Genomic DNA, 26,862 nt, shown 5'->3' with positions numbered 1-26,862 from the left:
AAGATTTAGCGAAAGCTAACCGAATGCGGAGCGGTAGTTCAGTCGGTTAGAATACCGGCCTGTCACGCCGGGGGTCGCGGGTTCGAGTCCCGTCCGCTCCGCCACTAAATTGAAAGGCCTTCCCTATAGGGAAGGCCTTTTTGCTATGCGCCTTCAGCATGCGAGTCAGCAAGCCCAGTCAACAGACTGGGCTTGTTCGTGCCTGCGATCTGACGGTGATGAGGGGCGAGTTGGGCGAGCAGGGGCATAGAGGGGGTTGAGCGAGGCTGTTAACGTGGGTTGGTGGTTGACCTAATATGCGTAAAAGAGATAAGCAAAGCGCTTTTTCTTTCTTCATGGAATATGCATAAGCGGGCATGCTGTACTCAACCCAACGATATGGAGTATCACCATGAAACTGCGAATGACCGCTCTCACCGTTCTCTCCCTGCTGGCTCTCGGTCAGGTCCAAGCCGCCGAGGTGCGGCTGCTGAATGTCTCCTATGACCCGACGCGGGAGCTGTTCCAGGAGTACAACAGTGCCTTTGCCAAGGAGTGGAAGGCCAAAACCGGCGACGATGTGGTGGTGAGCCAGTCACACGGTGGCTCAGGCAAACAGGCTCGTGCCGTGGTGGACGGACTGGAGGCTGACGTGGTCTCCCTGGCGCTGGCCTATGACGTCGATGCGGTGGCCAAGGCAGGTCTCACCGCCAGCGACTGGGAAGGGCGTTTGGCCAACAATGCCTCTCCCTATACCTCCACCATCGTCTTCCTGGTGCGCAAGGGGAATCCCAAGCAGATCAAGGATTGGGGCGACCTGGTGCGCAAGGATGTCGCCATCATCACCCCCAACCCCAAGACCTCCGGCGGTGCGCGCTGGAATTATCTGGCTGCCTGGGGCTATGCCCTGAAGAAAAGCGGCACTGAAGAGGGCGCGAAACAGTTTGTCAGCGATCTGTTCAAGAATGTGAAGGTGCTGGACTCAGGGGCACGTGGCGCCACCACCAGCTTCATCGAACGCGGGCTCGGGGATGTGTTGCTGGCCTGGGAAAATGAAGCGTTGCTGGTACTCAATCAGCCGGGCACCAGCGACAAGTTCGAACTGGTGGTGCCCTCGGTCTCCATCCTGGCCGAGCCGCCGGTAGCCGTGGTGGACAAGGTAGCCAAGAAGCATGGTACCGAGGCCGTCTCCAAGGCTTACCTCGAGTATCTCTACTCTGACGAAGGGCAGCGCATCATCGCCAAATACCACTATCGTCCGAGCAATCCGGCGATCCTGAAGGAGACAGCGGCCCAGTTCCCCAACCTGACGCTCTTTACTGTCAAGGATCTGGAAGGCGATTGGGACAAGGCACAGAAGAAGCACTTCGCCCAGGGCGGATCGTTTGACCAGATTTACCAACCGGGCCGCTAAGAGACGCAGGCCCCTGTGACAACAGATAGGAGTACCACGATGAACAAGATCCTTCTGGTTCCCGGTCTGCACAACAGTGGGCCGGATCACTGGCAGAGCCGCTGGCACCAGCAATTTCCCCAGTGGCAGAGAATGATGGGTCTGCCCTGGGACAAGCCGGATCTCACGGTCTGGAGCGCAAAGCTGGCGAGCAAGCTCAGGAGCCGGCGCAGCCGGGTACACCTGGTGGCCCACTCTTTCGGTGCCCTGACGGCGATCGCCGCCGCCCGGCTGCAACCGGACAAGGTCTCCTCCATCCTCATCGTGGCTCCCGCTGATCCGGCCCGCTTCGGTATCCCGGACGAGGTGCTGGCAGGCTCCATAAAGGTCTCTGCCCAGTTGATCGCCAGCCGCAATGACCCCTGGATGAGTTTCGAGCGGGCAGAGTTCTGGAGCCGGCAGTGGCAGGTGCCGTTGTTCGATGCGGGGGAAGTGGGCCATATCAATGCCCAGTCCGGCCATGGGGAGTGGCACCAGGGGCTCGCTTTGCTCGGCACCCTATACCGCCGTGCCGAAATGGTGGTGGAGCCTGCTCCTGCCGAGTGGGGCAAGCAGGCCGCACTCAGTTTTCGATGAGGGCCCCTCGGATTGTCTCGGCACGATTTCCAGACAGGCTGGCAACTTGGCCAGCGTGACTGACTTTGCATGTTCCCGGTTTTACCGCTCCGTCTTTTAGGTCTTTTATTTATATAAAAGACCTTTTTTTATGCTTATCGCTCTAAAAGCCTTGTTCCACCATTGTTAGATAAAAAAGTGCTTAGCAAAGGCATTATTGGTGTTTGTTGTCCCTGGCCGCCGTGAGCAAAATCGTCACATCCAAAGTATTTATAACAAACGGATGTGTTATGCGATTAAGTTCTTATTCCGTCCTGCCAGGCCTGGGGCCAACGCTGGGCTTCAGTCTGCTCTATCTGGGCATACTGGTGCTGCTGCCGCTCTCGGCACTGGTGCTGTTTGCGGTGAACAACCTGAGCGCCGCCGAGTTCTGGCAGGTGATCGGCTCCCCCCGGGTGCTCGCCTCCTTTCGCCTGAGCTTTGGCGCCGCCTTCATTGCCGCCCTGCTCAACAGTCTGTTCGGTCTGATACTGGCCTGGGTACTGGTGCGCTATACCTTCCCCGGCCGCAGACTGGTGGATGCGCTGATCGACCTGCCCTTTGCCATGCCGACTGCCGTCTCCGGCATCGCCCTGTGCGCCATCTTTGCCCCCAACGGCTGGATTGGCCAATGGGTCGCTCCGCTGGGCATCGAACTTGCCTACAACCCCATAGGGGTGGTCATTGCCCTGACCTTTATCGGGCTGCCCTTTGTGGTGCGTACCCTGCAGCCGGTGCTGCGGGAAGCGGAGAGCGAGCAAGAGGAGGCGGCCGCGAGCCTGGGTGCCAACCGCTGGCAGACCTTCATCCGGGTACTGTGGCCGACCCTTGTACCTGCGCTGCTCACCGGTTTTGCCCTGGCGTTTGCTCGTGGCGTGGGGGAGTACGGCTCTGTCATCTTCATTGCCGGCAACCTCCCCATGGTGTCCGAGATTGCCCCCCTGATGATCATGAGTCACCTGGAGGAGTATGACTATGCCGGAGCATCGGCCATTGCGTCCGTCATGCTGCTCATTTCCTTTGTGCTGCTGTTGCTCATCAACAAGTTGCAAGCCTGGAGCTGGGCTCGCATCGGAGGAAGCCGTATATGAACGCCTCTACTGCACATCTCGAGCAGGCCCAGGAGTCCGCTCCGGCCACCCCGGCGCGTCATCCTCCGGTGACCCATGAACCGGTCTGGGTCAAATGGCTGCTGGTCACTGTCGGTCTGGGCTGGTTTGCCGCCTTGCTGCTGTTGCCGCTGGCCACCGTCTTCATCCAGGCGCTGAGCCCGGGTCTGGCCTTCTTCTGGCACGCCATCAGCGAGCCGGATGCCCTGAGCGCCCTGGGGCTGACCGCCCTGGTGACGCTCTGCTCGGTGCCCCTGAACCTGCTGTTCGGGCTGGCCGCTGCCTGGGCCATCGCCCGGTTCCGATTTCCTGGCCGGCAACTGCTTATCACCCTCATCGATCTGCCGTTCTCGGTCTCGCCGGTCATCGCAGGCTTGATGTTCGTGCTGTTGTTCGGCAGTCGCGGCTGGTTCGGCGAGTGGCTCAGCGAGCACGACATCAAGATCATTTTCGCTACCCCGGGGATCATCCTGGCGACCACCTTCATCACTGTGCCCTTCGTGGTACGCGAGTTGCTGCCCCAGATGGAGGCGCGGGGCCCGGAGGAAGAGGAGGCCGCCATCATGCTGGGGGCGAGCGGGTTGCAGATGTTCTGGCGGGTGACCCTGCCCGGCATCCGCTGGAGTCTGATGTATGGCCTGCTGCTCTGTACCGCCCGGGCGGTGGGGGAGTTTGGCGCTGTCTCCGTGGTTTCCGGCCACATTCGCGGCCAGACCAACACGCTGCCGCTGCACATCGAGATCCTTTACAACGAGTACCAGACCGGTGCCGCCTTCGCGGTGGCCAGCCTGCTGGCGCTGTTCGGGATCTTCACCCTGCTGGGTGAGACCCTGCTGGCCAGGCTGCGCGGCCAACCGACCCAGTCCCATTGATCCCGAATTAACGGTTATAGGAGAGGCATTCATGAGCATTCAGGTTCAAGGGCTCAACAAGCATTTCAATCAGTACGCGGCGCTGGCCGACATCAACCTCGATTTTCACGACGGTGAGCTGGTCGCCCTGCTCGGCCCCTCCGGCTGCGGCAAGACCACCTTGCTGCGGATCATCGCCGGGCTGGAGCAGGCGGACAGTGGCAGCGTCATCATCCGCGGCGAGGATGCCTCGGATCTCCATGTGCGCGAGCGCAACGTTGGCTTCGTGTTCCAGCACTACGCCCTGTTTCGCCACATGACGGTGTTCGAGAACGTGGCCTTTGGCCTGAGGGTCAAGCCGCGCAGCGAACGCCCGGACGAGGCGGCCATCCGCACCCGGGTCAAGGAGCTGCTGGATCTGGTGCAGCTTAGCCATGTCGCTGCACGCTACCCGACCCAGCTCTCCGGTGGTCAGCGCCAGCGGGTCGCCCTGGCCCGGGCCCTGGCGGTGCAGCCCAAGGTGCTGCTGCTGGACGAGCCTTTCGGCGCCCTTGATGCCCAGGTGCGCAAGGAGCTGCGCCGTTGGCTGCGTGAGCTTCACGACGAGCTGCATGTCACCAGTCTGTTCGTGACCCACGATCAGGAAGAGGCTCTGGAGGTGGCGGATCGGGTGGTGCTGATGAACGCCGGCAAGGTAGAGCAGATTGGCACCCCTGCCGAAGTGTATGATCAGCCCGCCAGTGCCTTCGTGCACAGCTTCCTTGGCAGCGTGAACCTGTTTCGTGGCAGGGTGGCCGGGCAGGGGCTTGGCATCGGTGAGCAGCAACTGGGTGGCCCCATCCCCTCCCATCTGGCAGAAGGGAGTGCGGCCATCGCCTATGTGCGCCCCCACGAGCTGGAGATCCTGCCCTCGGATGCCCCCGGTGGCATTCGCGCCACCATTACCCGCCTGCTGCCCATGGGGCCGCGCATCCGGGTGGAACTGCGTGGCGATGGGGAGACGGGAGGCGCCCACTACGAGGCCGAACTGAGCAAGGAGGCCGCCCGGGCCTTTGCCCCCGGCCAGGGGGTGCGTCTGGTGGCCAGGCAGGCACAGCTCTATCCCGACTACCAGATCTGAGGGCAAGCCGCGAGGTGCGGCCCTCTTTCAGGCTTGCTGCCGGGCTATGATCCCGGCAATCCATAACAAGAGGACGGTGGCACGAGCCACCGCCACTCAGCGCAGGAGGCGATGAGGTGAACTTTCAGCAATTGCGAATCATTCGGGAGGCGGCACGGCGGGATTACAACCTGACCGACGTGGCCAATGCCCTCTTTACGTCCCAGTCCGGGGTCAGCCGCCACATTCGCGAGTTGGAGGAGGAGCTGGGGCTCGCCCTCTTCATTCGCTATGGCAAGCGTCTGCTCGGCATGACCGAGCCGGGCAAGGAGTTGCTGGTGATCGCCGAGCGTATCCTGGGGGATGCCGACAACATCCGCAAACTGGCGAGCACCTTTGCCAATCGCGACTCAGGCCGGCTGCTCATCGCGACCACTCATACCCAGGCCCGTTATGCCCTGCCGAGGGTAGTGAAGGCGTTTCGGGAGCAATTTCCTCTGGTACAGCTGGAGCTGCGTCAGGGGAGCCCGGAGGAGATAGTGCGGCTGGTGCAGACCGGTGAGGTGGACATCGGCATCAGCAGCGAGCAGCTCGACAAGAGCGAAGGGGTGGTGGCCTTTCCCTACTACCGCTGGCACCACAATATCGTCGTGCCGGAGCAGCACCCCCTCACCGCCGAGCGGGAGCTGACCCTGGCCGCTCTGGCCCACTGGCCCATCGTCACCTATCAGGCCGGCCTCACCGGTCGGGCACGGGTGGATGATGCCTTTGCCGAGGCGGGCATAGTGCCGCAGATCCTGCTGACCGCCCAGGACTCCGACGTCATCAAGACCTATGTCGAGCTGGAGATGGGGGTGGGCATACTGGCGGACATGGCGTTCGATTCCCAGCGGGACAAGGGACTGGTGCAGCTAGACGGCAGTCGGTTGTTTGCGCCGCACACCGCCTGGATCGGCCTCAAGCAGGGGCAGTTCCAGCACAACTTTGCCTGGCAGTTCATCCAGCTCTGCAACCCCGAGCTAGCGCTGGCGGAGATCCAGGCCCGCGCCATGAGCAACGAACCCCTGCTCGACTATCAGATCTGAGCCGAGGGGGGATGAAAAACGGGGAGCCATGGGCTCCCCGTTTGTTTGATGTTGACCTGAGCTGGCACGGGAAACGCCGAGCGGGTTCCCGCCAGGTCGGATACGTCCCATCACTGCGCTGTCCAGGCCTCCTGCCAGTGGGAACCTACGCCCGGTTCATACTGGGTGGCCGTGCTCGCCCACTGGCTGCACCAGCCGCTGTAGGGGAAGGGTTTGCACTGATAGACCTTGCCGTTCTTCGGCTGCAGCACCCGGGTTCCGGCGGTGTAGGACTTGAGGCCGTCCGGGAAGGTGAACTGGTAATCGCCCCCGCTTGCCGGATCCTTGAACATGAGGTCCAGGGTCTGCTGCACCGCGTCACCACCGGCCTTGGGTTTGCCCTCGATCACCAGCTGATGGTGGCCTGCACTCAAGCCGGTCAGCGCCATGGAGAAACTCTGGCTGCCGTCCTTGATGTCGGCACTGCTCTGTCCCCTGGCGACACCGCCGTGGTCATAGAGGGTGTTGGTGATGGCGAGATCCCCCTGGGCCGTGACGGTGAAAGTCAGGGTGAGCTTGCCGTTGTCGAGGGGGTAGTCGCTCGCCAGACCGCTCACGCTGATCCCGTTCTCAACCGGGGGCTGCTGTTGCTCAAGCTGGATCTCGACCCGTTGCAGGTTGCTGCCAGCCTTGAGGTAGACCGGGTTCTGGCCATAGACGGGGTTGAACTGGCCGTCCGTACCTTGCTGGCCAGCACGGATCTGGCTCTGCTCGGCGTTGATCTTGCTCGCCAGGGCGTGGGCCCAGTTGTTCTTCTGGCCCTGTCCGGCGCTGGCGATGGTCAGCTCGGTCTGGAGATCGGTGCGCTCGCCATTGGCATCGAACACCCGGGTTCTGGCTTTGTCACCCGCCACCAGGTCGATGGAGGGATAGATGGTCCCTCCCTGGCGCCAGGTCAGCGGGGGCTGGGTGCCATCCTTGAACCGGGCGTCGATCAGGTTGTAGAAGCTGTTGGCGGTATCCCCAACCTCCCACACCCCGAGAATGACCTGATAACCGGTACGCGGGGGCAGGGTGCACTGATGGGTCACCTGTTTGGGAGGCTGCACCATGTTGCCGTCGATGACGCAGAAGGGATTGAGATCGAACGCATCCCGGGTGAGGGGCTGGTTCGGGTTCCAGTCCTGCTTGGTGAGGTAGTAGCGCCAGTTGCGGGTCACGTGGTTGGCAGTGAAGGTCCAGCTGATGGCGAAGGGACCGGCCTGCACTTCACGCTTGGTCCAGCGATCGAGGGTCTGGGTGTTGAGCTCGCCGAATTGGGGGTGACCGGCCGAGGCTATCTGGCCGTCGGCGGGGCCGCCATCGGGGAAGCCGGAGGGGGCTTCCAGGCTCTGGGGTTCCCACTGGATGGCGCCACACTGGCTGTTGCCCCCTGTCTTGCACAGGTAGTTGCGCCCTTCGGGCTGGCTGATGTAGCCGTGAGCGAGCACGCCGCCACTGGCCAGCAGCGCCAGCGCTGCCGCGAGATGGGTGAGTCGGATATTTGCTGCCATACATTCCTCTGTTCGGTGATGTGGGCAGTCACGTTGGCAGGGGAGTTCCCCGAAACACGGTGCTGCAACCCCGCTATCCTGGACAGCTTGTCTTTAGACCGGAGGCTTTGCGTCCTGGCCTTTCAACCAGTTTGCCAAATGACTACAGAAAGGATCATGGTGCCGCCTGTGGCGACCACTCATCATGACTATATTTTGTTAGAAAATTAAGTGTAAAAATTGACAGTGCCATCTCATCGGAGCAGCGCATCAGCGGCAGATCACGCCATCGGGATCTGCGCGCTGGTTCAGTGCGAGAGGGTGGTCCGAGAGAGGCTCCCGTGGCCATGACAGGAAAGGAGCCCCTGCAAGCCTGGCAGGGGCTCATGGGGCCACTCAGTGGCGGGGTTGCATGCCTGCTCGGGAAGAGGACGCCTGGGTCGGTCGCATCATCCTGTCCTGGGCTTGGGCGTTGTCCAGCTTGAACACCGCCAGTCGCTCGTCGAGGCTTCGGGAGAGACCGGCCAGCAGTTCGCTCTCCTGGGCCAACTGGGAGGCCGCCTGGGACATCTCGAGTGCCGAGTCGTTGATGCCGCTGACGTTGCGGTTCATGTCTTCCGCCACCATGCTCTGCTGCTCCGCCGCCGTGGCGATCTGGGTCGCCATGTCGCTCACGTGCTGGATGTGATTGACGATGAGGGAGAGATCCTGCCCCGCCTTCTCGGACTGGTTGACGCTGCTCTCCGCCAGCTTGCGGCTGGCGTCCATGGCGTTGGCGGCGGTGACAGCCCGTTGCTGCAACTGGGTGATGGTACTCTGGATCTCCTCGGTGGAGTGGCGGGTGCGACTGGCCAGCTGGCGCACCTCGTCGGCCACCACGGCGAAGCCACGGCCCTGCTCGCCGGCCCGGGCCGCCTCGATGGCGGCGTTGAGGGCCAGCAGGTTGGTCTGCTCCGAGATGGCGCTGATGACTGCCGTCACCTCGCTTATCTGCATCACTCCCTCCTTGAGCTGGTTGACCTGCGAGGTGGCCTGATCCACCTCGGTGGCCAGCGCCTGGATGCCGTGCACGCTGGCATGGACATCCTGGTTGCCGAGCCCGGCCTCGCTGGTGGCATCCTGGGTGTCACGGGCCGTGTTTTCGGCGTGACCCGCCACGTCGGCGATGGTGGCGCTCATCTCGTTCATGGCGGTGGCGAGCTGGGCGAGCTGATCCCGCTGACTGTTGACCGCCTGGTTGGTCTGTTCGGCGGAGGCGGCGATGCGCAGGGCGGCATCCGCCACGTTGCGGGCCCCCTGGCTCGCCTCCAGCAGGGCGCGGCGGATGGCATCCAGCCCCTGGTTGGTGGAGCTGGCGACGGCGCCGAGCTCATCCCTGCCCAGCACCGGGATGCTGACCACCAGATCGCCGGCCGCGACCCGGGCCATGGCCTTGTTGATCTCGGCCAGGGGATTGACGATGGAGCGGCTGATGGCGAGTCCCAGCAGCCCCATCAACAGGATCACCAGCAAGGTGGCGCCACCCATCCACTCATATTGCGACCACATGGTAGCCTCAATGTCCTGCAACAACACACCGGAGCCCAAGATCCAGCCCCAGGGCTGGTAGCCCGTCACCAGCGACATCTTCTGGGCCGCCTCGCCGGACGGGGAGACCCACTGATACTCCAGCCTGCCCTGGTGGCCCCCCTTGCCGAGATCCACCATGTGCTGCCAGTGGGACTCGGCAGGGTTGTTGCCCATCTGCTGGCCGACCAGCTCGGGTTTGGCGGGATGCACCACCACCCGACGATCTTCATCCAGCACGAACAGGTAGTTGTCCCCGTCAAAGCGCATGCTGTCGAGCATGGCCTTGGCCTGTGCCTTGGCCTGCTCCGGGGGGAGGGTGGCGGCCAGGGCCTGGATCCGGCTCATGGCCAGGTCCAGCACCGCCTGCAGCCTGGCTTCCCGTTCACTCATCAGATTGCGGTGCAGGGCACTGGCCGAGATGAGCAGCAGTGCGATGAAGCCGACCAGGGCCAGTGAGAGCAGCAGCATCAGCTTGCGACTCACGGCAATATCACCGAGCTTGAACATAGTCTTATCCTTACTTTCCCATGCGGGTCTGATTGTGGCCGAACTGCCGGCCGGACCTGATTGTTATTATTTTTAACATATCATTAACTTTCAATGGGTTGCGGTGGAAAACAGCCAATTGAGCAGTTTGACAACCAGTATAGCCAGCAGACAGAAACCCTCGCTTTTGATAGCGTGATGGCGCGCATCCCGGCGCACAATTTGTCTACTCAATTTGCAAGAAGTGTGAATGGGTTGGCATTTCACCAAAAAGGAGTGGGCGCCCCGTGGTCGCCCCATAACAAGAGGGAAGTTATGAGTTCCATTGCCAGGAATTATCTCAACCAGCTCAATGCCGATTACCTGCAGGTGCACAGTCGCAAGGAGGACCTGTTCTGGTCCACCTACATGGGCACCAGCGACGATCAGGCAGGCTTCACCGCGGCCGAACAGGCCTACAAGGCGTTCTGTGCCGATCCTGCCCGCCTGCCGGTGTTGCGGGAGATGCAGGCCCAGGCCGAAGAGGCGGATCTCAGGCGTGGTCTGGGGGGCTGGATCGCCTTCTTCGAGTGCAACGTCATCGAAGATCCCGGTGCCTCCGCCCTGATGGACGAGCTGGTGGCCGCCGAGGCGGATCTCTTCGCCCGTCGCAAGGGGCTGAAGCTCACCTTGCTGGATGAGCAAGGCCGCCAGGTCCCCGGCAGCCTGCCCGCCGCCAGCACGGCGCTGGCCGCCAGCAGCGACGAGGCGGTGCGCCAGAGCGCGCTCGCCATGTTCCACACCCTGGAGCAGTGGGTGGTCGACAACGGCTATCTTGACATCGTCGCGCTGCGCAACCGCTTCTCCCGTGCCATGGGCTATCGCGACTACTTCGATTACAAGGTGCACAAGAACGAGCAGATGAGCCCGGAGCAGCTGTTTGCCATTCTCGACGACTTCATCGCCCGTACCGATGCCCGCTTGCACCAGAGTCTGGCGGAGCTGAAAGCGGCCAAGGGGGAAGCAGCCCTGCTGCCCCACAACCTGCGCTACAGCGTGAGCGGTGACGTGACCCGCCAGCTCGACCCTTACGTGCCCTTCTCCCGGGCGCTGAAAGATTGGGTCGAGAGCTTCCGCCGCCTCGGCATCCAGTATCGCGGTGCCACCCTCACCCTGGATCTGCTGACCCGGGAGGGAAAATACGAGAACGGCTTCTGCCACGGCCCGGTGCCGAGCTTCTGGCAGGAGGGGGAGTGGGTGCCGGCGGTGGTCAACTTCACCAGCCTGGCCAATCCGGCTCAGGTGGGCAGCGGCTGGAGCGGGCTCAACACCCTGTTCCACGAGGGCGGCCACGCGGCGCACTTTGCCAACGTCACCGGCAACGCCCCCTGCTTCTCCCAGGAGTTTCCGCCCACCTCCATGGCCTATGCCGAGACCCAGTCCATGTTCTGCGACAGCCTGCTGGACGACGCGGACTGGCTCAAGCGCTACGCCAGAAACGCGGCGGGAGAACCCATCCCCGATGCACTTATCCAGGCCATGATTGAAGCGCGCCAGCCATTTCGCGCCTTCAACGAGCGCCAGATCGCGCTGGTGGCCTACTTCGAGCGGGATCTCTACGCCATGGCAGATAGCGAGCGCACCCCGGCAGCCGTGCTGGCCCTGGCCCGCAAGTGGGAGCGCAAGATCCTGGGGGTGGATAGCCCGCGCCCGCTGCTGGCCATCCCACACCTTCTGAACCAGGAGTCGGCCTGCGCCTATCACGGCTATCTGCTGGCACTGATGGCGGTGGAGCAGACCCGCGCTTATTTCCTGAGGCGCGACGGCTACCTCACCGACAACCCGCGCATCGGGCCGGATCTGGCCGCCCACTATTGGGGACCGGGCAACGGCATGACCCACGACGAGACACTGCAGAGCCTCACCGGCGAGGGTTTCAGTGCGGTGCCGCTGGCAGAGGCGTGCAACCGGAGTGCCGCCGAGGCGTGGCAACAGGCACAGACGTGCATGGCGGCGGCGCGGCAGCGCCCACCGGCAGGGGAGGGGACGCCCCTCGACGCCCATATCCGGGTGGTGCACGGGGCCGAGCTCATCGCCGACAACAGCGAGTCCGAGGCGCGCATGCTGGCAGACTTCGAGGCCTGGATCCGGCGCCTTGAGGCCGCCGAACCAGTGACCCTGACCTGAGCCCGGTATCGCACAGTCAAAAGAGCCCCATCAGGGGCTCTTTTTTGTGGGCTGAGATGGCCTGAACCCATGGTGCCAGCTGGGGATTGGCGGGTGGACAGGCTCAAGTGTCCTTGACGGCGCTGCCCGCTGGTTTTTCTTCATGCGCCATCTTCCTGGCCTTGACGACCTGCGCTGAGGCACCCGGTTGCGGGCAAGAGGCGACGCCCTACCCTTGGCAGGGTGTCTGCATGGCGGGTTGACGGCCATTTCCCCCTGCTGGCCACAGATATGTTTCTCCCGATATATTGAGTATTCACGGCGATCCCATATCATGGCGCTCGCTCGCCACCAGAGGGTGGCGGCATTCAGATGATTTGCTAACAAGAGAGCCCAGAAGGCTCGCAGAGGGATGGATAGTGAGAGCCGTATTGCTGTGTTTGCTGGGGCTGTGGCCCGCGTTGAGTTTTGCCACTCTGTCCGCCGATATGGTGGTGGTGAAGAAGTCGAGTTACAGCCTGACCCTGATGAAGGATGGCAAGGAAGTGAAGCGCTACTGGATTGCCCTGGGCCCGGCTCCCAAGGGACACAAGCAGCGTGAAGGGGATCAGCGTACCCCGGAAGGTCGCTATACCCTGGACTACAAGAAGAGCAACTCCGGTTTCTACAAGGCCATTCACATCAACTACCCGAATCTGGACGACATCAAGCGCGCCAACGAGCTGGGTGTGAACCCGGGCGGCATGATCATGATCCACGGCCAGCGCAACAGCCTGGGGGATCGCAGGGTGCAGCCGTCCAACTGGACCAATGGCTGCATCGCGGTGCTGAACCACGAGATGGACGAGATCTGGAACGCCATCGAGCCCGGCACTCCCATCATCATCGAGCCCTGATCCTGTCTGCCAACGCCCGCTCTCATGCGGGCGTTGCATTTGTCGCAGACCATGGCGTGACACTGCCTCCTGCGCCGTGCTAGTTTTTCCGGTTCGCATTGGCTGTGACAAGGATGATCCCATGATGTCGGAAACACGCCCCCCTGTGCCCGAGCGCACGGGGGCGCTCTGGTGGCGTGCCACCTTGGATATGCTCCCGCTCTCCATTTCCGTCATCCCCTGGGGAATACTGTGTGGCGCCCTGGCGCTTCAGGCGGGTATGAGCCCGCTCCAGGCACAGCTGATGTCGCTGCTGGTCTATGCGGGGGCGGCCCAGCTCTCAGCCACCACCTTGTTTGGGGCGGGGACGCCGCTGCTGCCCATCATGGGCTCCACCATGGTGATCACCTCCCAGCATCTGCTCTATGGCTTCACCTTCCGGCGCGACGTGCTGCCGCTCTCCCTGCGCTGGCGGGCCAGTCTCGCCTTCTTCCTGACCGACGAGATGTTTGCGGTGGCGCTGAAAGACAGGGAGCGCAGCGGCGCCTTCAATCCCGCCTATGCGCTCATCGCGGGCTTTGTCTTCTATCTGTTCTGGAACATGGCGACCCTGCTCGGCATCGCCGCCGGCCAGTACATTGACGGGCTGGACAAGATGGGGCTCGACTTTGCCATCGCCGCCACCTTTATCGCCATGACGCTCCCCGCCATGAAGAACCTGCCCATGGTGGCGGCCACTCTGGTGAGCGGCGGGACGGCGCTCGTCACCAAGCCGCTGCTGGCGGAGATCCACATCATCGTCTCGGCCCTGGCCGGCATGGTGGTGGGCTATGTATTGCACCGGATGAGGAGGTGATCATGGGCTGGCTGATGATAGGGCTGCTGGCCCTGATCACTTTCTTCAACCGTTTTGCCTTCTTCTCGCGGTTGACCCGCTATCAGCCGGGGGCCGAGATGGGGGCTTTCCTCAGCTTCTCGGCCCAGTCGGTGCTGACCGCCATCTGGCTGCCCATCGTCTTCAGCTATGAGCCGGGCAACGGGCTGGACTGGGATCCGGACTACCTGGCCGCCACCCTGCTGGTGACGGTGCTGACCCTGCTGCGCCTGCCTACCCTGGTGGTGGTGGTCGTCGGCATGGGGGGCTTCTTCCTGCTGCGCTGGCTGGGGGGCGTGGCCCTGTTCTGGCCCTGGTGAAGGGCGTGCCGTGATCCGGCATGGCGGATGTCTTGATGGGATATCCGCCCTGTTGGGAATGTCACTTCAAAAAAGGCCTCTCAAGTGTGAGGATTTTGGTTCCACCCGCCACGGAGTGAACCATGTCCTTCACCGAAACCTGCCAGCGCATCGTGCGCGACCCTCTGCTCTCACCGGCCCAGAAGAGTCGGGCCCTGGCGCTCGCCGCCGAAAACGCGTTGCCTTACCCCGAGTTGCCTGCCGCCGTGCAGGATGCCATGGCACAAGGGGTACTGTGCGACATGTTCGAGGGACACGCTCCCCACAAACCGCGCTACGTGCTGCCGGATTACGCGCGGTTTCTGCGACAGGGCTCGGCCTGGCTGGAGCTGGCGCCACCCCTGGACTTCGACGAGGCCCTTGATGCCCTGCGCATCCTCTACCATCACGTGCCCTCCGTCACCGGCATGCCGGTCTGGCTGGGGCGCCTCGATCACCTGCTGCTGCCCTTCGTCGGTGAGCTGGATGATGAAACGCTCCATCGCAAGCTGAAGGCCTTCTGGATCTATCTGGATCGGGTGCTGCCGGATGCCTTCATGCACGTCAACATCGGCCCCGACGACAACCGGATCTGCCGGCTGATCCTGCGCATCGACAGGGAACTCCAGCAGGTGGCCCCCAACCTCACCTTCTTTCACGATCCGGAGCAGACTCCCGACGATCTGCTGCTGCTGGCGGTGAAGAATATCGTCGAGTGCAGCAAGCCGCATATCGCCAACTACCCGATCCATCGCGATACCTTCGACCAGCGTGGGTTTGGCATCGTCAGCTGCTACAACGCCCTGCCGCAGGCCGGTGGCGCCAACACCCTGGTGCGCATCTCCCTCAAGCGAGTCGCCGAGCAGGCACAGGGGATCGATGATTTCCTCGGCTGTCTGCTGCCCCACTACTGCCGTCTCACGTCCCAGCTGATCGCGGTGCGCGCCGCCTTCCTGCACGAGGAGTCCGGTTTCTTCGACAGCTTCCTGGTCAAGGAGGGGCTGCTGGATGAGGATCGCTTCGTCCCCATGTTCGGCATCTACGGCATGGCGGAAGCGGTCAACATCTTGATGGATAAAGAGAATCTGCCGGGCCGCTACGGTCACGACGAAGAGGCAAATCAGCTTGGCTATCGCATCTCGGCCCAGCTTTCGGAATATGTCACTACGACGCCGCAGGCCCATGCCTGGGGTGGGCACGCTCTGCTGCACTCACAGGGCGGCCTCAGCATCGATGTGGCGGTGACCCCGGGGGTGCGGATTCCCTACGGGCAGGAGCCGGATCCGGCCAGCCATGTGCTGGCGCTGGCGCCGCACCACGGCTACTACCACTCGGGGATCAGCGAGATCCTGACCCTGGATCTCACCATCCGCCAGAATCCGCAGGCACTGCTGCAGCTCTGCAAGGGGGCGCTCGCCATCGGCATGCGCGAGTTCACCGCCAACGTGGCGGACAGCGATCTGGTGCGGGTGACCGGCTATATGATCCGCAAGCGCGACGTGGCACGCTTCGCAGAGGAGGGGTCGCGGCTGCAGACCACCTGTCTTGGTGCCGAGGCGAGTGAAGTGACCGCCATTCGCCAGCGGACGCCGCGAGTGGTGGCCAATGAGTCGACCATCAGTCAGTACTGAGCCAAATCCGATGGATGAAGCTCTGCTGACGCGCAGCGCCCTGGTGAGCAGGGTGCTGCCCTTCTCCTGCGTAGACGGGCCGGGCAACCGGCTGGTGCTGTTTTTGCAGGGCTGCAACTTCCGCTGCCCCGGCTGCCACAACCCCCACACCATGGGGTTGTGCGATCACTGCGGTGACTGCGTACCCGGTTGCCCGGGCGGAGCCCTGGCGATGCAGGAGGGGCGGGTGAGCTGGCAAGCCGAGCTTTGTACCCACTGCGACCGTTGCCTCGATGTCTGCCCTCGCCACGCCAGCCCCAAGACGCGCCAGATGTCGGTGGCCGAGGTGCTGGCCCTGCTGCGTCGCTATGGCCCGCTGCTCACCGGCGTCACCGTCTCCGGCGGGGAGGCGACCACCCAGTTGCCGTTCGTGATCGCCCTGTTCACGGCCATCAAGGCTGCGCCGGATCTGGCCCGTCTCACCTGCCTGCTCGACAGCAACGGATCCCTGGGGGAAACGGGTTGGCAGCGGCTGTTGCCGGTGTTGGATGGCGCCATGATAGACCTCAAGGGGTGGCGCGAGCCTGTGCATCTGGCCCTGACCGGGCGGGGCCGCGAGCGGGTGCTGGCATCGCTGCAACTGCTGGCGCAGGCGGGCAAGCTGGCGGAGGTGCGGCTGCTGCTGGTGCCGGGGCGGAGCGATTTTCTCGATGCCACCGGCGCGCTGGAGGAGGCGTTGACGGCCTTCTTGCTGTCGCTGGGGCCCGTGCCCATCCGCCTCAACGGCTTTCGCCACCACGGGGTGCGAGGGGAGGCGCTGTCATGGCCAGAAGCCGGGTCGGCTGACCTGACAGTGCTGGCCAATGCATTGAAGGCCAAGGGATTTGGGTCGGTGATGCTGCCTGCGATCTGAGCTCTGCGGCACGTCGGGATGCTGAGACCCGATATGACGCAACTGTGAACTCTGTCTATAGGGGCTGTCCGAGGGGACGGCTAGAATGGGCAAACCGTCCATCACCAACAGATACCCATGAGTGAATCCAACGCCCTTTATCGAGTGCAGTTCATTTGTCACAGCGAGCGTTACGAAGTCTATGTAAGAGAGGTGAATCAGGGCCAGCTGTTCGGCTTCATCGAGATCGCCCACTTCGTGTGGGACAACCACACGGCGCTCATCGTCGACCCCAGCCACGAGAAGCTGAAGAGCGAATTTGCCGACGTCACCCGCACCCTTATTCCCATGCACCACGTGCTGCGGGTCGATCAGGTGCGCAAGCAGGGGGCCGCCCGCATCACCGAACTGGGCAACAACGTCACCTCTTTCCCAGGCCCCATCTATACCAAGAAGCCCTGAGTCCTGCGGCCAGGCATCATTTTGGGGCGTCCAGCTCCCGGGCCAGTTGCAGGATGCGCTGACGGAACCAGCGCAGGGCGGGATCTTCCCCCAGGGGGCCATACCACACCAGGCTGTGGGTCACGGCGCCGTAATCGAAGGGAACGGGGCGGCTCACCAGCCCCTGGGTACAAGCCCGGGTAGCCCAGCCCTTCACGGCCGTGAGAATGAGATCGCTCTGGCGCAGCAGGGCGGCGGCGCTGCCAAAATCCGGCAGGGTGGCCCCCAGTCTGCGTCGTACCTGGCGCTGGGCCAGACTCTGCTCGAAGAAGGGATCGGCCAGCTCCTGATCGCGAATGGCGATGTGGCGCCAGCTCAGGTAGGCATCGAGATCCCAGGGGCGCGTCAACGCCGGATGATCCGCGCGCATCAGGCAGACCAGCTCGTCCTTCCGCAAGGTTTCCCAGACGAGGCCGGGCTGATTGACCCCGGGCTGGCTCTGATCGTGGGGCAGGATCACGAAGTCGAGCTTGCCCGCCGCCAGAGCAGCCAGTCCCTGCTCGTCCTTGTTACGCACGACGGGCATCAGCCCCGGCACTTCCTGCATCAACTGACCCAGTACGGCCCCCATGGGCCAGATCATGCTGCTCTCTCGCATCGCCAGGTTCAGCTCCCCCTGCCAGTTGGCAGGGGAAAATCCTTCCTGGCTGGTGAGGCCGTTGAGCTCCCCCAGCAGGCGGCGCAGCGTCGGGCCGAGGCGTTCGGCAAACGGGGTCAGCAGCAACTGATTGCCCTGGCGGTAGAGCAGTTGATCCCCCAGCAGTTCGCGCAACTGGTTGAGGGTCTTGCTGACAGTGGAGGGGGTGGTGCAGAGGCGCTCGGCGCTGCGGGTGACACTGCGGGTGTCGAGCAGCAGATGCAGGGTCACCAGGTGGCGACCGCCGAGGCGGGAGAGGGCAATGAGATCCATCATGGCTCCACGGGCAAGGGGACAAATGAAAAGCCCCGCCTGAGCGGGGCTTGCGGGCTTAGCCCTTGAGCACGGCGGCCATGGCGTCGGCCACGTAGTCGACGTTGCGGCTGTTGAGGCCCGCCACGCACATGCGACCGGAGCGCACCAGGTAGACGGCGAACTCTTCCCGAAGGCGGTCCACCTGCTCCGGCGTGAAGCCGGTGTAGCTGAACATGCCGCGTTGGTTGATGAAGTAACTGAAGTCGCGGCCCGGCACCTTGGCACTCAGCACCTCGAACAGCTTCTGGCGCATGGCCTTGATGCGGGTGCGCATCTCGGTCACCTCACCGACCCACATGGCGTGCAGTTCGGGCTGGCTCATCACCGCCGCGGTGATCTGACCGCCGTGGGTGGGGGGGCTGGAGTAGTTGCGGCGCACGGTGGCCTTCATCTGGCCGAGCACCCGGCTCGCCTCTTCGGCATCCTGGCAGATGACCGACAGGCCGCCGCAGCGCTCGCCGTAGAAGGAGAGGTTCTTGGAGAAGGAGTTGCTGACGAAGAAGCTGACACCGGCGGCCACCATGGCGCGGATGGCATAGGCATCCTCTTCCAGCCCGTCACCGAAGCCCTGATAGGCGATGTCCATGAAGGGGATCAGGTTCTTCTCGACCACCAGGGCGATCACCTGGTCCCACTGGGCACGGGAGAGATCCACCCCGGTCGGGTTGTGGCAGCAGGGGTGCAGCAGCACGATGCTTTTCGCAGGCAGGCTGCTCAGGCAGTCGATCATGGCGTCGAACTGCACGCCGCCGGTGGCCGCATCGTAATAGGGGTAGTCGTGCACCTTGATGCCGGCCCCCTCGAACATCGCCTTGTGGTTGTCCCAGGTGGGATTGCTGACCCACACCTCGGAGGTCGGGAAGTAGCGCTTGAGCAGATCGGCACCGATCTTCAGGGCGCCGGAGCCGCCGATAGTCTGGATGGTGGCGATGCGACCCGCCTTGACCGCTTCGTGCTCGGCGCCAAACAGCAGGTGCTGCACCGCGGTGCGGTAGTTGGCGGCGCCTTCCATCGGCTGGTAGGGGCGCGGGGCCGGGGCGGCGGCGCGCTGCGCTTCGGCCTGCTGCACCGACGGCAGCAGCGGAATGCGGCCCTGCTCGTCGTAATAGAGGCCAATCCCCAGGTTCACCTTCTGCTCGCGGGTATCTTTATGGAAGGTCTCGACTAGCGTCAGTATGGGGTCGCCAGCATAGGCATCGACGTGTTCAAACATGGGGGGTCCTTGAAGTTGACTGTCCAATTCGGCCGGCCATCAGCCGGGCCGATATGATGGCGCAATCCAGAGGTGGCCTCAAGTTGTTCGAGATGGCGACAGGGCTGACAAAGTCTGTCGCAGTGGTAAGCGCGGGGCTCTTGTCAGGATCCTGCATCCCGTCTGCACGTTCCCCCCATTTTGTCAGAGAAGGCTGCCTTATCGGGATCGTTTGGATAATATATGGATACATACGGCCCCTCTCATTCCCCTTACACCCATCCGGGGGAGTCAGGTTCAGCGCCACCTGAGACAAATTAATAGTTGCATAATAGTCAGGCTATTCTTTTGACAACCATTGCAGTGTGCCCGGCCCCTTCGGGGGGCCCACGATAACAGGTGACTCATCGCCGATGACCCGACACGTTTCTGATGCCGATTCTCCCTGGCTGGACTGGCACGGCCTGGGTGGCTGGAATGTCTATTTTCTTGCCAAGTTCGCCCTGCTCTGGGGGGGATATCTCAACTTCCATCCCCTGATCAACCTGGTGTTTGCCGCCTTCCTGATCTTTCCCCTGCCAAGGGCCGGGTGGCGCCGTGCGCGGCACTGGCTGGCGTTGCCGGTGGGAGCGGGGATCTTCTATCACGATACCTGGTTGCCGGGGATAGAGAGCATTCGTTCCCAGGGCAGCCAGGTCTTCTCCTTCACCCTGGAGTACTGGACGGAGCTGCTCGGGCGCTTCATCAACTGGGAGATGGTGGGTATCGGCTTCGTGATGCTGACCCTCTACCTCTTCATCGCCCAGTGGCTGCGCTTCACCCCCTGGATCCTGCTGGCGCTGCTCTGGCTCTGGGTCTCGCCCCAGGTGAGCAATCCCTTCGCGAGCAGCAAGGGGACGAGCGAGCATGCCCTGAACACGTCCCGGGAGGAGACCCGCTCTTCAGTGCTGCCCATGGAGGAGCAGCTTGACCAGAGTGCCCCGCCGACCAACGAGAACCTCAACGCCTATCTCGATGACTTCTATCGGGAGGAGCAGGAGAGACTGGTGCACTTCCCGGAGAGCCTGCCAGCCCAGGCGACCCCCTTCGATGTGCTCATCATCAATGTCTGCTCCCTGGCCTGGCATGACGTGGAGGCGAGCGGCCTGAGCGGGCATCCGGTCTGGTCCCACTTCGACATTCGCTTCAACCGCTTCAACTCCGCCACCTCCTACAGCGGCCCGAGCTCCATTCGCCTGCTGCGGGCCAGTTGCGGGCAGACCAGCCACCAGGGGCTCTATGTGACGGCGCCGAAGCAGTGTCTGCTGTTCGAGAACCTGGCCCAGCTCGGCTTTGCCAAACAGGTGGCCATGGATCACTCGGGGGATTTTGGCAATTACCTGACCGGCCTGCAGCAGTATGCCGGGCTGGATGTGACCCCCATGGACAAGAAGGGACTGGCCCATGATCTCGCCTCTTTCGATGGCGAGCCCATCTATCGCGGGGATGCCCTGTTCGACCGCTGGCTGAACGAGCGGACACAGAGTCAGGCGGCACGCAACGTCACCTTCTTCAACCTCATCGCCCTGCACGATGGCAACCGCTATGTGGCGAGCCGCCAGATAGCGCCCTACAAGGCGAGGCTCAAGACCCTGCTGGATCAGCTGGACGACTTCATGACGACGCTGGAGCAATCCGGCCGCAAGGTGGCCGTGGTGATGGTGCCTGAGCACGGCGCCGCTCTCACCGGCGACAAGATGCAGATGGCCGGGCTGCGGGACATTCCCAGCCCGAGCATCACCCAGGTGCCGGTGGGGGTTGCCCTGCTCGGTACCAAGGCGCCCCACGAGGCGACCCGTAATGTGGACACCCCCAGCAGCTTCCTGGCGGTATCAGAACTGGTCTCCAGGCTGGTGGGGAAGGATGTGTTCGGGAGCGAGACCATTGATTGGGATGCCCTGCTGGGCGATCTGCCGCAGACCCCGTCGGTGTCCGAGAACCAGGGCTCGGTGGTGATCGAATATCAGGGCAAGTACCACATCAAGCTGGGGCAGGGGGACTGGGTCCCCTATCCCCAATGAGACCGGAAGTGACGATGCGCAGCGAACGGCAATCAGACATGCAGACCCCCTTCGGCGTCCCGGTGGAGGGCACGGTGATCAATGACGTGGCCATGGTCCAGCAGGCCTTTGGTGTCAGCCTCTCCTATCAGGATATTGCCGCCAGGGAGCGGCTCGCCGCCTTGTGCGCACGCTTCCCCCTGCTGGCGGAGGTGGCAGTGAAAGGGCCCGAGGGGACTGGCGAGGGGAGGTCTGCATGAAGGCGATCGCTCTGCAGGGGATCCGGGGAGGTGTGGGGACCACCGCCATCGTGGCCGGACTGGCCCAGGCTGCCCATGAGCAGGGGGCAAGGGTACTGGCGGTGGATCTCTGCCCGGACAACCAGCTTGGCATCCACCTTGGCCTGCCCCATGACGATCCGGGAGGCTGGAGCCGGCTGACCCAGCCGGCGCGGGAGTGGCGAGGTGCGCTTCACCGCCGGGAGGAGGGACTGGATCTGCTCTCCCATGGCGGGGGGGAGGGGGCGTCGGCCGAGTGGCTGGCGGGGATCGATGGCTATGATCTGGTGCTGCTGGATCTGCCCCTGGGCATGGCCCCCGTCATTCCCTGCAGGCGCTTGCTGGTGGTCAATGCGGATGCCAACTGCCATGTGCGGCTTCACCGCCACCCCTGGGCGGCCGATGAGCGTCTTCTGGTGACCCAGTTCTCCAGCCAGCGGGCCCTGCAGCAGGGGTTGCTGGATCTCTGGCTGGCAGGGGGGCTCCCTCTGCTCAATCTTCATCTGCACAGGGACGAAGCCATGGCGGAGGCCATGGCCGCCAAGCTGCCGGTCGGCCGCTATGCGCCCACCAGTCTGGTTGCCCACGAGCTGGCCGCCCTGGCGACCTGGTGTCTGGCAGAGGGGGAGGTGCCCCGATGAGAGTGCGGCTGCTGACGCCGGCTGCGGGCCTCTGGTGCTCGCAGCGCTATCGCGCACTGCGCGAGCGGGGGGCTTCCCGCCCGGGGGCGGCCGCATTGACCCTGGGCTGGCTGCTGGCCTGGGTTATCTTCCCCCTCGAGCGTCATGGCTGGCAATGGGTGCTGGGCCATGCCCGGGGGCTCTATCCCCAGCTGACGCACCCCCGGGTGGGGGATCCCCTGCGCGTTCTGTTGCAGAGCCTCTGGATGATAGTGCGTCGCCCACAGCCCATCCCTCTGCGCTGGCCTGCCTCCTGGCAACGGCTCTGGCACCGGGGCACTCAGACTCTCGGTGCCTTCCTGGCCCGTCAGGAGGAGAAAGGGCTGGCCGCCGCCAGGGCCACGCCCCGCGAGGCACGCTGGAAGAGCGTGCTGCTCTGCGTGGTGGCCGGGAGCCTCTCCCTGCTCTGCGTCACCCAGCCGTTCACCCTGCAGGCGCAGCTGGTTTTCGTCCTCCTGCTGGCGGCCATGGCCTTCATCCTGCGGGCCGTGCCGGGCCGTTATCCCATGCTGATGATGATGGTGCTCTCCCTCACCATCTCCTGCCGCTACATCTGGTGGCGCTACACCTCGACCCTCGACTGGTTCGATCCCGTCAGCCTAGCCTGCGGCCTGCTGCTGCTGGCCGCCGAGACCTATGCCTGGCTGGTGCTGCTGCTCGGCTACTGGCAGACCGCATGGCCCCTGCACCGCCCTCCGGCACAACTGCCGGCGGATCCGGCCCAGTGGCCCAGCGTGGATCTGATGATCCCCACCTACAACGAGGATCTCGCCATCGTGAAGGGGACTGTCTACGCCGCCATGGGGCTCGACTGGCCCGCCGACAAGCTGACCATCTGGCTGCTTGACGACGGGGGGCGGGCAGCGTTTCGAGACTTCGCCGAGGAGGCCGGGATCCGCTATGTGGCCCGGTCGACCCATGAGCACGCCAAGGCGGGCAACATCAATCACGCCCTCAAGATGGCCACCGGGGAGCTGGTCGCCATCTTCGACTGTGACCACCTGCCGACCCGCTCCTTCCTGCAGATGACGGTGGGCTGGTTCTACCGGGATCCCCGTCTGGGCGTGGTCCAGACCCCCCACCACTTCTTCTCCGCCGATCCGTTCGAACACAACCTGCAACGGTTTCGCAAGATGCCGAACGAGGGGGCTCTCTTCTACGGCCTGGTGCAGGATGGCAACGACATGTGGGATGCCAGCTTCTTCTGCGGTTCCTGCGCCGTCATCAAGCGCACTGCCCTTGACGAGATCGGCGGCATCGCGGTGGAGACGGTCACCGAGGATGCCCACACCTCCCTGCGGCTGCACCGCCTCGGCTACACCTCGGCCTATATCCGGATCCCGCTGGCGGCGGGGCTGGCCACCGAAAGCCTCTCTGCCCACATCGGTCAGCGCATCCGGTGGGCGCGCGGCATGGTGCAGATCCTGCGTCTGGACAACCCTCTCTTCGGCAAGGGGCTCAAGCTGGGGCAGCGGCTGTGCTACTTCAATGCCATGCTGCATTTCCTCTCGGGCATACCGAGGCTCATCTTCCTGACGGCGCCGCTCGCCTTCCTGATCCTGCACGCCTACATCATCTATGCCCCGGCGGCGGCCATCGCCCTCTACATGTTGCCGCACATCTTCCACAGCGCTCTGACCAACTCCCGGTTGCAGGGCAAGGTGCGCCACTCCTTCTGGGGCGAGGTCTATGAGACGGTGCTGGCCTGGTACATCGCCAGGCCGACCACGGTGGCGCTCTTTGCACCTCACAAGGGGACGTTCAACGTGACTGCCAAGGGGGGGATGACGGAGGAGGTGTTCCTCGATCTGTCGGTCTCCCGCCCCTATCTGCTGCTGATCCTGCTCAATCTGTGCGGGCTGGGGTTCGGCCTCTGGCGCATCGGCACCGGCCCTGCCGACGAGGTGCCGACCCTGATCCTCAGCATGATCTGGACCCTCTACAACATGACCATACTGGGCGGCGCCCTGGCGGTGGCCTTCGAGTCGCGCCAGGTCCGTGCCAACCCCAGGGTGGAGATGGTGATGCCGGCGGCCATCAGGCTGGCGAACGGTCACCTCTACCCCTGTACCGTCAGGGATTACTCCAACGGGGGGGTCGGGGTGCTGCTCGAGGCGCCCCTGCCCCTGGCCGACAAGGAGAGGGTCTGGTTGCTGCTGCGCCATGACCAGCGGGAGCAGGCGTTCGCCGCCAAGGTGCAGCGGGTGTTCGGCTGCAAGCTGGGACTGGAGCTGGAACCCATGGCGCAGGCGCAGCATGTCGAGTTCATCCAGTGCACCTTCGCCCGGGCCGATACCTGGTCCCTGTGGCAGCAGCGTCTGGGCAAGGATCGCCCCCTCCACAGCCTGATCGACATTACCCTGCTCGGCTGGGGGGCTTACTGGCGTCTGGCCCGTACCTCACCCATCGGCTTTGTTTGTATCCTCCTCGAGAAGCTGGCTCGCTGGCTCCTCTCCTTCGTTCCCCGTCGCGTCTCCCCAGATTTCCGGGCCGGGACTCCGACCTCACAGACAGTGAAAGGATGATGAAACCACAACGCTACCTTATTCCTCTCCTGCTGATGGCTCAGGGTGCGACCGCCGCCGAGGCCGTCGGCCCCCTGCCGCCTGTTCCCGCTCCGGTGCGCACCCAGGGGATGAGCTTCGAACAGATGGCATCATCGCCAGGCACCCTGTCCCTGCGCGGCAATGCGCCAGACGGACTGGCCGACTTCACCGTGCGGCGGGACGAGGTGGTGACCCGGGCCACCCTGGACCTGAACTTCACGCCATCGCCCTCCCTGCTGCCGCTCATCTCCCAGGTCAAGGTCTATCTCAATGACGAGCTGATGGGGGTGACGGCCCTCAACCAGGATCAGATGGGGACGATGACCCATGCCAGCATCGAGCTGGATCCCCGCTATGCCAAGGATTTCAACCGCCTCAAGGTGAGCTTCGTCGGCCACTATCAGAAAGTGTGCGAGAACCCGGCGAGCGATACCCTCTGGCTCAACGTCAACCGGGACAGCAAGCTGACCCTGCAGTTGCAGACCCTGCCGGTGCGCAACGAGCTCTCCTTCTTCCCCATGCCGTTCCTCGACGTGCGGGACAATGGCAAGCTGACTCTGCCCATGGTGTTCACGGGCTCAGTGCCCCCGGAGCAGCAGCAGGCGGCGGCGGTGCTGGCCTCCTGGTTCGGCACCAAGGCCCAGTGGCGGGGCCAGCATTTCCCGGTGCTCATCAACCAGTTGCCGGATCGCAACGCCGTGATCTTTGCCACCAATGACGCGCGCCCCGATTTCTTGGTGGACTATCCCGAGGTGAAGGGGCCCACCATCGACATGATCAGCTCCCCCGGCAATCCCTATGTGAAGCTGCTGCTGATCCTGGGGCGGGATCAGCAGGATCTGCTGACGGCGGTGCAGGGGCTGGCGCGAGGCGATGTCATGCTGCGTGGCCAGAGCGTCATGGTGGACGAGGTGAAGCCGCTCTCCCCGCGTCAACCCTACGATGCCCCGAACTGGGTGCGACTGGATCGCAAGATGCGCTTTGATGAGCTCACGGAGTACCCGGGCCAGTTGCAGGCAACGGGACGCACGCTGTGGCCCATGAACCTGACGCTGCGCCTGCCGCCGGATCTCTATCTGCTGGGGGAGAACGGCATCAGGACGGAGCTGAAGTATCACCATACCTCGCCCACCCTGCGCGACGGTTCCCGGCTGGATGTGGGGGTCAACGGCCAGCTCATGAAGTCGTTCACGCTCGAGCCCGGCGAGGTCAAGAGTGAGCGGTTGCTGACCCTGCCGCTCTGGTTTGCCGACGATGGCGACACCATGGCACTGCGCATGCCCGGGCTCAAGACCACCCAGGCCAACAGCCTGAGCTTCTCGTTCGAGTATGCCCAGCAATACATGGGAGGAACGGAGGATGGCCGTTGCGACCTGGTGATGCCGCCTGCCCATCAGGTGCGCATCGACGAGGGCTCCACCATCGACTTCACCGGCTATCGTCACTTCATCGAGATGCCCGACCTCAAGGCGTTCGCCTATGCCGGCTTCCCGTTCAGCCGGATGGCGGATCTCGCCGACACCCAGATTGTCATGCCGGCCAGACCCCATCCCGGGCAGATCACCACCTTGCTCGATGCCGTCGGTGCCATCGGGGCCGAGACCGGGTATCCGGCGCTCTCCCTGCAGGTTCTGGACGACTGGGAGCGAGCGCGCACCGCGGATCGGGACACCCTGCTCATCGGCACCCTGCCGGAGGAGTTTCGAGGGGATCTGGCCCCCGACGCCCTGCTGCAATCCACGCGCAGCTGGGTCAACGAGCCAACCCGCCAGCACAAGGGGGATCTGCTGCACACCATGGCCGATCGCCAGCCCCAGGCCCGGGTGGGCATGACGGGCAATCGGGCCATCGCCGTCATCCTGGGGCTGCAATCGCCGACCCATGATCAGCGCAGCCTGGTGGCCTTGCTGGCGGATGGGCCGGCGGGGGTCACATTGCTCAATGATGCCCTGCAGACCCGGACCCTACGCGATCAGGTGGCAGGCTCGGTGGCCATCATCCGGGAATCCGGGGTGAAGAGCCTGGTGGTGGGGGATCGCTACGAGGTGGGCTACCTGCCGTGGTGGGAGCGTCTCTGGCAACTGTTTGCCCGTTATCCGGTGCGTCTTGCCGGGCTGACCCTGCTCTGCATGCTGGTACTGGGCTGGGGCCTGCGGGTGCTGCTTGCCAGTGCCAGCCGCCGCCGTCTGAAGGAAGATTAAGAG

Annotated in this window: 22 protein-coding genes, 1 tRNA gene and 1 riboswitch; of the genes, 19 read left to right on the top strand and 4 right to left on the bottom strand. The window is 63.8% G+C overall.

What is annotated here, in order from left to right:
* Positions 1-27 precede the first annotated feature (27 nt).
* The 7 genes from AB7E19_RS17480 to cbl all read left to right on the top strand — a co-directional run bounded on the left by AB7E19_RS17480 (position 28) and on the right by cbl (position 6,170).
* Positions 28-104 (top strand) — tRNA-Asp (locus tag AB7E19_RS17480).
* 287 nt (positions 105-391) lie between these two features.
* Positions 392-1,393 (top strand): sulfate ABC transporter substrate-binding protein, encoded by a 1,002-nt coding sequence (locus AB7E19_RS17475; RefSeq protein ID WP_042864432.1) that lies wholly within the window; start codon positions 392-394, stop codon positions 1,391-1,393.
* 39 nt (positions 1,394-1,432) lie between these two features.
* Complete coding sequence (locus AB7E19_RS17470) at positions 1,433-2,008, top strand: RBBP9/YdeN family alpha/beta hydrolase (RefSeq protein ID WP_223956238.1); 576 nt, start codon at positions 1,433-1,435, stop codon at positions 2,006-2,008.
* A 269-nt stretch (positions 2,009-2,277) separates the two neighbouring features.
* On the top strand, positions 2,278-3,117 hold the full coding sequence (gene cysT / locus AB7E19_RS17465) for a sulfate ABC transporter permease subunit CysT (protein WP_039039454.1): 840 nt from the start codon (positions 2,278-2,280) through the stop codon (positions 3,115-3,117).
* Positions 3,114-4,007, top strand: coding sequence for a sulfate ABC transporter permease subunit CysW (gene cysW, locus AB7E19_RS17460; protein WP_128297349.1), 894 nt, complete (start codon positions 3,114-3,116; stop codon positions 4,005-4,007). Before cysT ends, cysW begins: the two co-directional genes overlap by 4 nt.
* Positions 4,008-4,038: 31 nt before the next feature.
* Positions 4,039-5,106 (top strand): sulfate/molybdate ABC transporter ATP-binding protein, encoded by a 1,068-nt coding sequence (locus AB7E19_RS17455; RefSeq protein ID WP_010672827.1) that lies wholly within the window; start codon positions 4,039-4,041, stop codon positions 5,104-5,106.
* 116 nt (positions 5,107-5,222) lie between these two features.
* Complete coding sequence (gene cbl, locus AB7E19_RS17450; protein WP_010672828.1) at positions 5,223-6,170, top strand: HTH-type transcriptional regulator Cbl; 948 nt, start codon at positions 5,223-5,225, stop codon at positions 6,168-6,170.
* A gap of 110 nt (positions 6,171-6,280) precedes the next feature.
* On the opposite strand, the gene gbpA is transcribed toward cbl, so the two are convergent.
* Positions 6,281-7,702, bottom strand: coding sequence for an N-acetylglucosamine-binding protein GbpA (gbpA, locus tag AB7E19_RS17445; RefSeq protein WP_322131730.1), 1,422 nt, complete (start codon positions 7,700-7,702; stop codon positions 6,281-6,283).
* A gap of 60 nt (positions 7,703-7,762) precedes the next feature.
* A riboswitch (cyclic di-GMP riboswitch) is annotated at positions 7,763-7,848 on the bottom strand.
* A 229-nt stretch (positions 7,849-8,077) separates the two neighbouring features.
* A complete protein-coding gene (locus AB7E19_RS17440) occupies positions 8,078-9,757 on the bottom strand; it encodes a methyl-accepting chemotaxis protein (RefSeq protein ID WP_010672830.1) in 1,680 nt (559 codons plus the stop codon).
* A 294-nt stretch (positions 9,758-10,051) separates the two neighbouring features.
* Here AB7E19_RS17440 and AB7E19_RS17435 point away from each other — a divergent pair, with 294 nt between their 5' ends.
* The 7 genes from AB7E19_RS17435 (at position 10,052) to AB7E19_RS17405 (ending at position 16,932) form a co-directional block, all read left to right on the top strand.
* Entirely contained in the window at positions 10,052-11,902 is a 1,851-nt protein-coding gene (locus AB7E19_RS17435; RefSeq protein ID WP_427936058.1) for a M3 family metallopeptidase, read from the top strand.
* A gap of 398 nt (positions 11,903-12,300) precedes the next feature.
* Positions 12,301-12,777, top strand: a complete 477-nt coding sequence (locus tag AB7E19_RS17430; RefSeq protein ID WP_029313677.1) for a L,D-transpeptidase family protein — start codon at positions 12,301-12,303, stop codon at positions 12,775-12,777.
* A gap of 121 nt (positions 12,778-12,898) precedes the next feature.
* The gene (locus tag AB7E19_RS17425; RefSeq protein WP_043156141.1) at positions 12,899-13,612 is read left to right on the top strand and encodes an AzlC family ABC transporter permease; all 714 of its coding nucleotides are present in this window, start codon (positions 12,899-12,901) and stop codon (positions 13,610-13,612) included.
* Positions 13,613-13,614: 2 nt separating this feature from the next.
* Positions 13,615-13,950, top strand: a complete 336-nt coding sequence (locus AB7E19_RS17420; protein ID WP_346199279.1) for an AzlD domain-containing protein — start codon at positions 13,615-13,617, stop codon at positions 13,948-13,950.
* A 122-nt stretch (positions 13,951-14,072) separates the two neighbouring features.
* Complete coding sequence (locus AB7E19_RS17415) at positions 14,073-15,599, top strand: YjjI family glycine radical enzyme (protein WP_427936055.1); 1,527 nt, start codon at positions 14,073-14,075, stop codon at positions 15,597-15,599.
* 10 nt (positions 15,600-15,609) lie between these two features.
* The gene (locus tag AB7E19_RS17410) at positions 15,610-16,491 is read left to right on the top strand and encodes a YjjW family glycine radical enzyme activase (RefSeq protein ID WP_322131727.1); all 882 of its coding nucleotides are present in this window, start codon (positions 15,610-15,612) and stop codon (positions 16,489-16,491) included.
* 117 nt (positions 16,492-16,608) lie between these two features.
* The gene (locus tag AB7E19_RS17405; RefSeq protein WP_010672837.1) at positions 16,609-16,932 is read left to right on the top strand and encodes a DUF1820 family protein; all 324 of its coding nucleotides are present in this window, start codon (positions 16,609-16,611) and stop codon (positions 16,930-16,932) included.
* Positions 16,933-16,948: 16 nt separating this feature from the next.
* On the opposite strand, the gene AB7E19_RS17400 is transcribed toward AB7E19_RS17405, so the two are convergent.
* Together AB7E19_RS17400 and AB7E19_RS17395 are read right to left on the bottom strand one after the other, a co-directional pair.
* The gene (locus AB7E19_RS17400) at positions 16,949-17,881 is read right to left on the bottom strand and encodes a LysR family transcriptional regulator (RefSeq protein ID WP_322131726.1); all 933 of its coding nucleotides are present in this window, start codon (positions 17,879-17,881) and stop codon (positions 16,949-16,951) included.
* Positions 17,882-17,939: 58 nt separating this feature from the next.
* Entirely contained in the window at positions 17,940-19,136 is a 1,197-nt protein-coding gene (locus AB7E19_RS17395) for an aromatic amino acid transaminase (protein ID WP_102949194.1), read from the bottom strand.
* 392 nt (positions 19,137-19,528) lie between these two features.
* Between AB7E19_RS17395 and bcsG the strand changes: the two genes are divergently transcribed.
* Genes bcsG through bcsB form a run of 5 tightly spaced genes read left to right on the top strand, consistent with a single transcriptional unit; the run spans position 19,529 to position 26,859 of the window.
* On the top strand, positions 19,529-21,175 hold the full coding sequence (gene bcsG / locus AB7E19_RS17390) for a cellulose biosynthesis protein BcsG (protein WP_427936051.1): 1,647 nt from the start codon (positions 19,529-19,531) through the stop codon (positions 21,173-21,175).
* A gap of 14 nt (positions 21,176-21,189) precedes the next feature.
* Positions 21,190-21,414, top strand: a complete 225-nt coding sequence (gene bcsR, locus AB7E19_RS17385) for a cellulose biosynthesis protein BcsR (RefSeq protein WP_010672842.1) — start codon at positions 21,190-21,192, stop codon at positions 21,412-21,414.
* Positions 21,411-22,073 (top strand): cellulose biosynthesis protein BcsQ, encoded by a 663-nt coding sequence (gene bcsQ, locus AB7E19_RS17380; protein WP_049635956.1) that lies wholly within the window; start codon positions 21,411-21,413, stop codon positions 22,071-22,073. The genes bcsR and bcsQ overlap by 4 nt, the downstream gene beginning before the upstream one ends.
* Positions 22,070-24,637 carry a UDP-forming cellulose synthase catalytic subunit gene (gene bcsA, locus AB7E19_RS17375; protein WP_322131724.1) on the top strand — a complete coding sequence of 856 codons (2,568 nt, stop codon included), beginning with the start codon at positions 22,070-22,072 and terminating at the stop codon, positions 24,635-24,637. Before bcsQ ends, bcsA begins: the two co-directional genes overlap by 4 nt.
* Positions 24,637-26,859, top strand: coding sequence for a cellulose biosynthesis cyclic di-GMP-binding regulatory protein BcsB (gene bcsB / locus AB7E19_RS17370; protein ID WP_286700726.1), 2,223 nt, complete (start codon positions 24,637-24,639; stop codon positions 26,857-26,859). Before bcsA ends, bcsB begins: the two co-directional genes overlap by 1 nt.
* Positions 26,860-26,862: the final 3 nt, after the last annotated feature.

It is taken from the genome of Aeromonas sp. (assembly GCF_050252055.1).
GTDB classification, from domain to species: domain Bacteria; phylum Pseudomonadota; class Gammaproteobacteria; order Enterobacterales; family Aeromonadaceae; genus Aeromonas; species Aeromonas caviae.
Note: the sequence above shows the minus strand (reverse complement) of the source record. Positions and strands in the feature narration are given on the sequence as shown.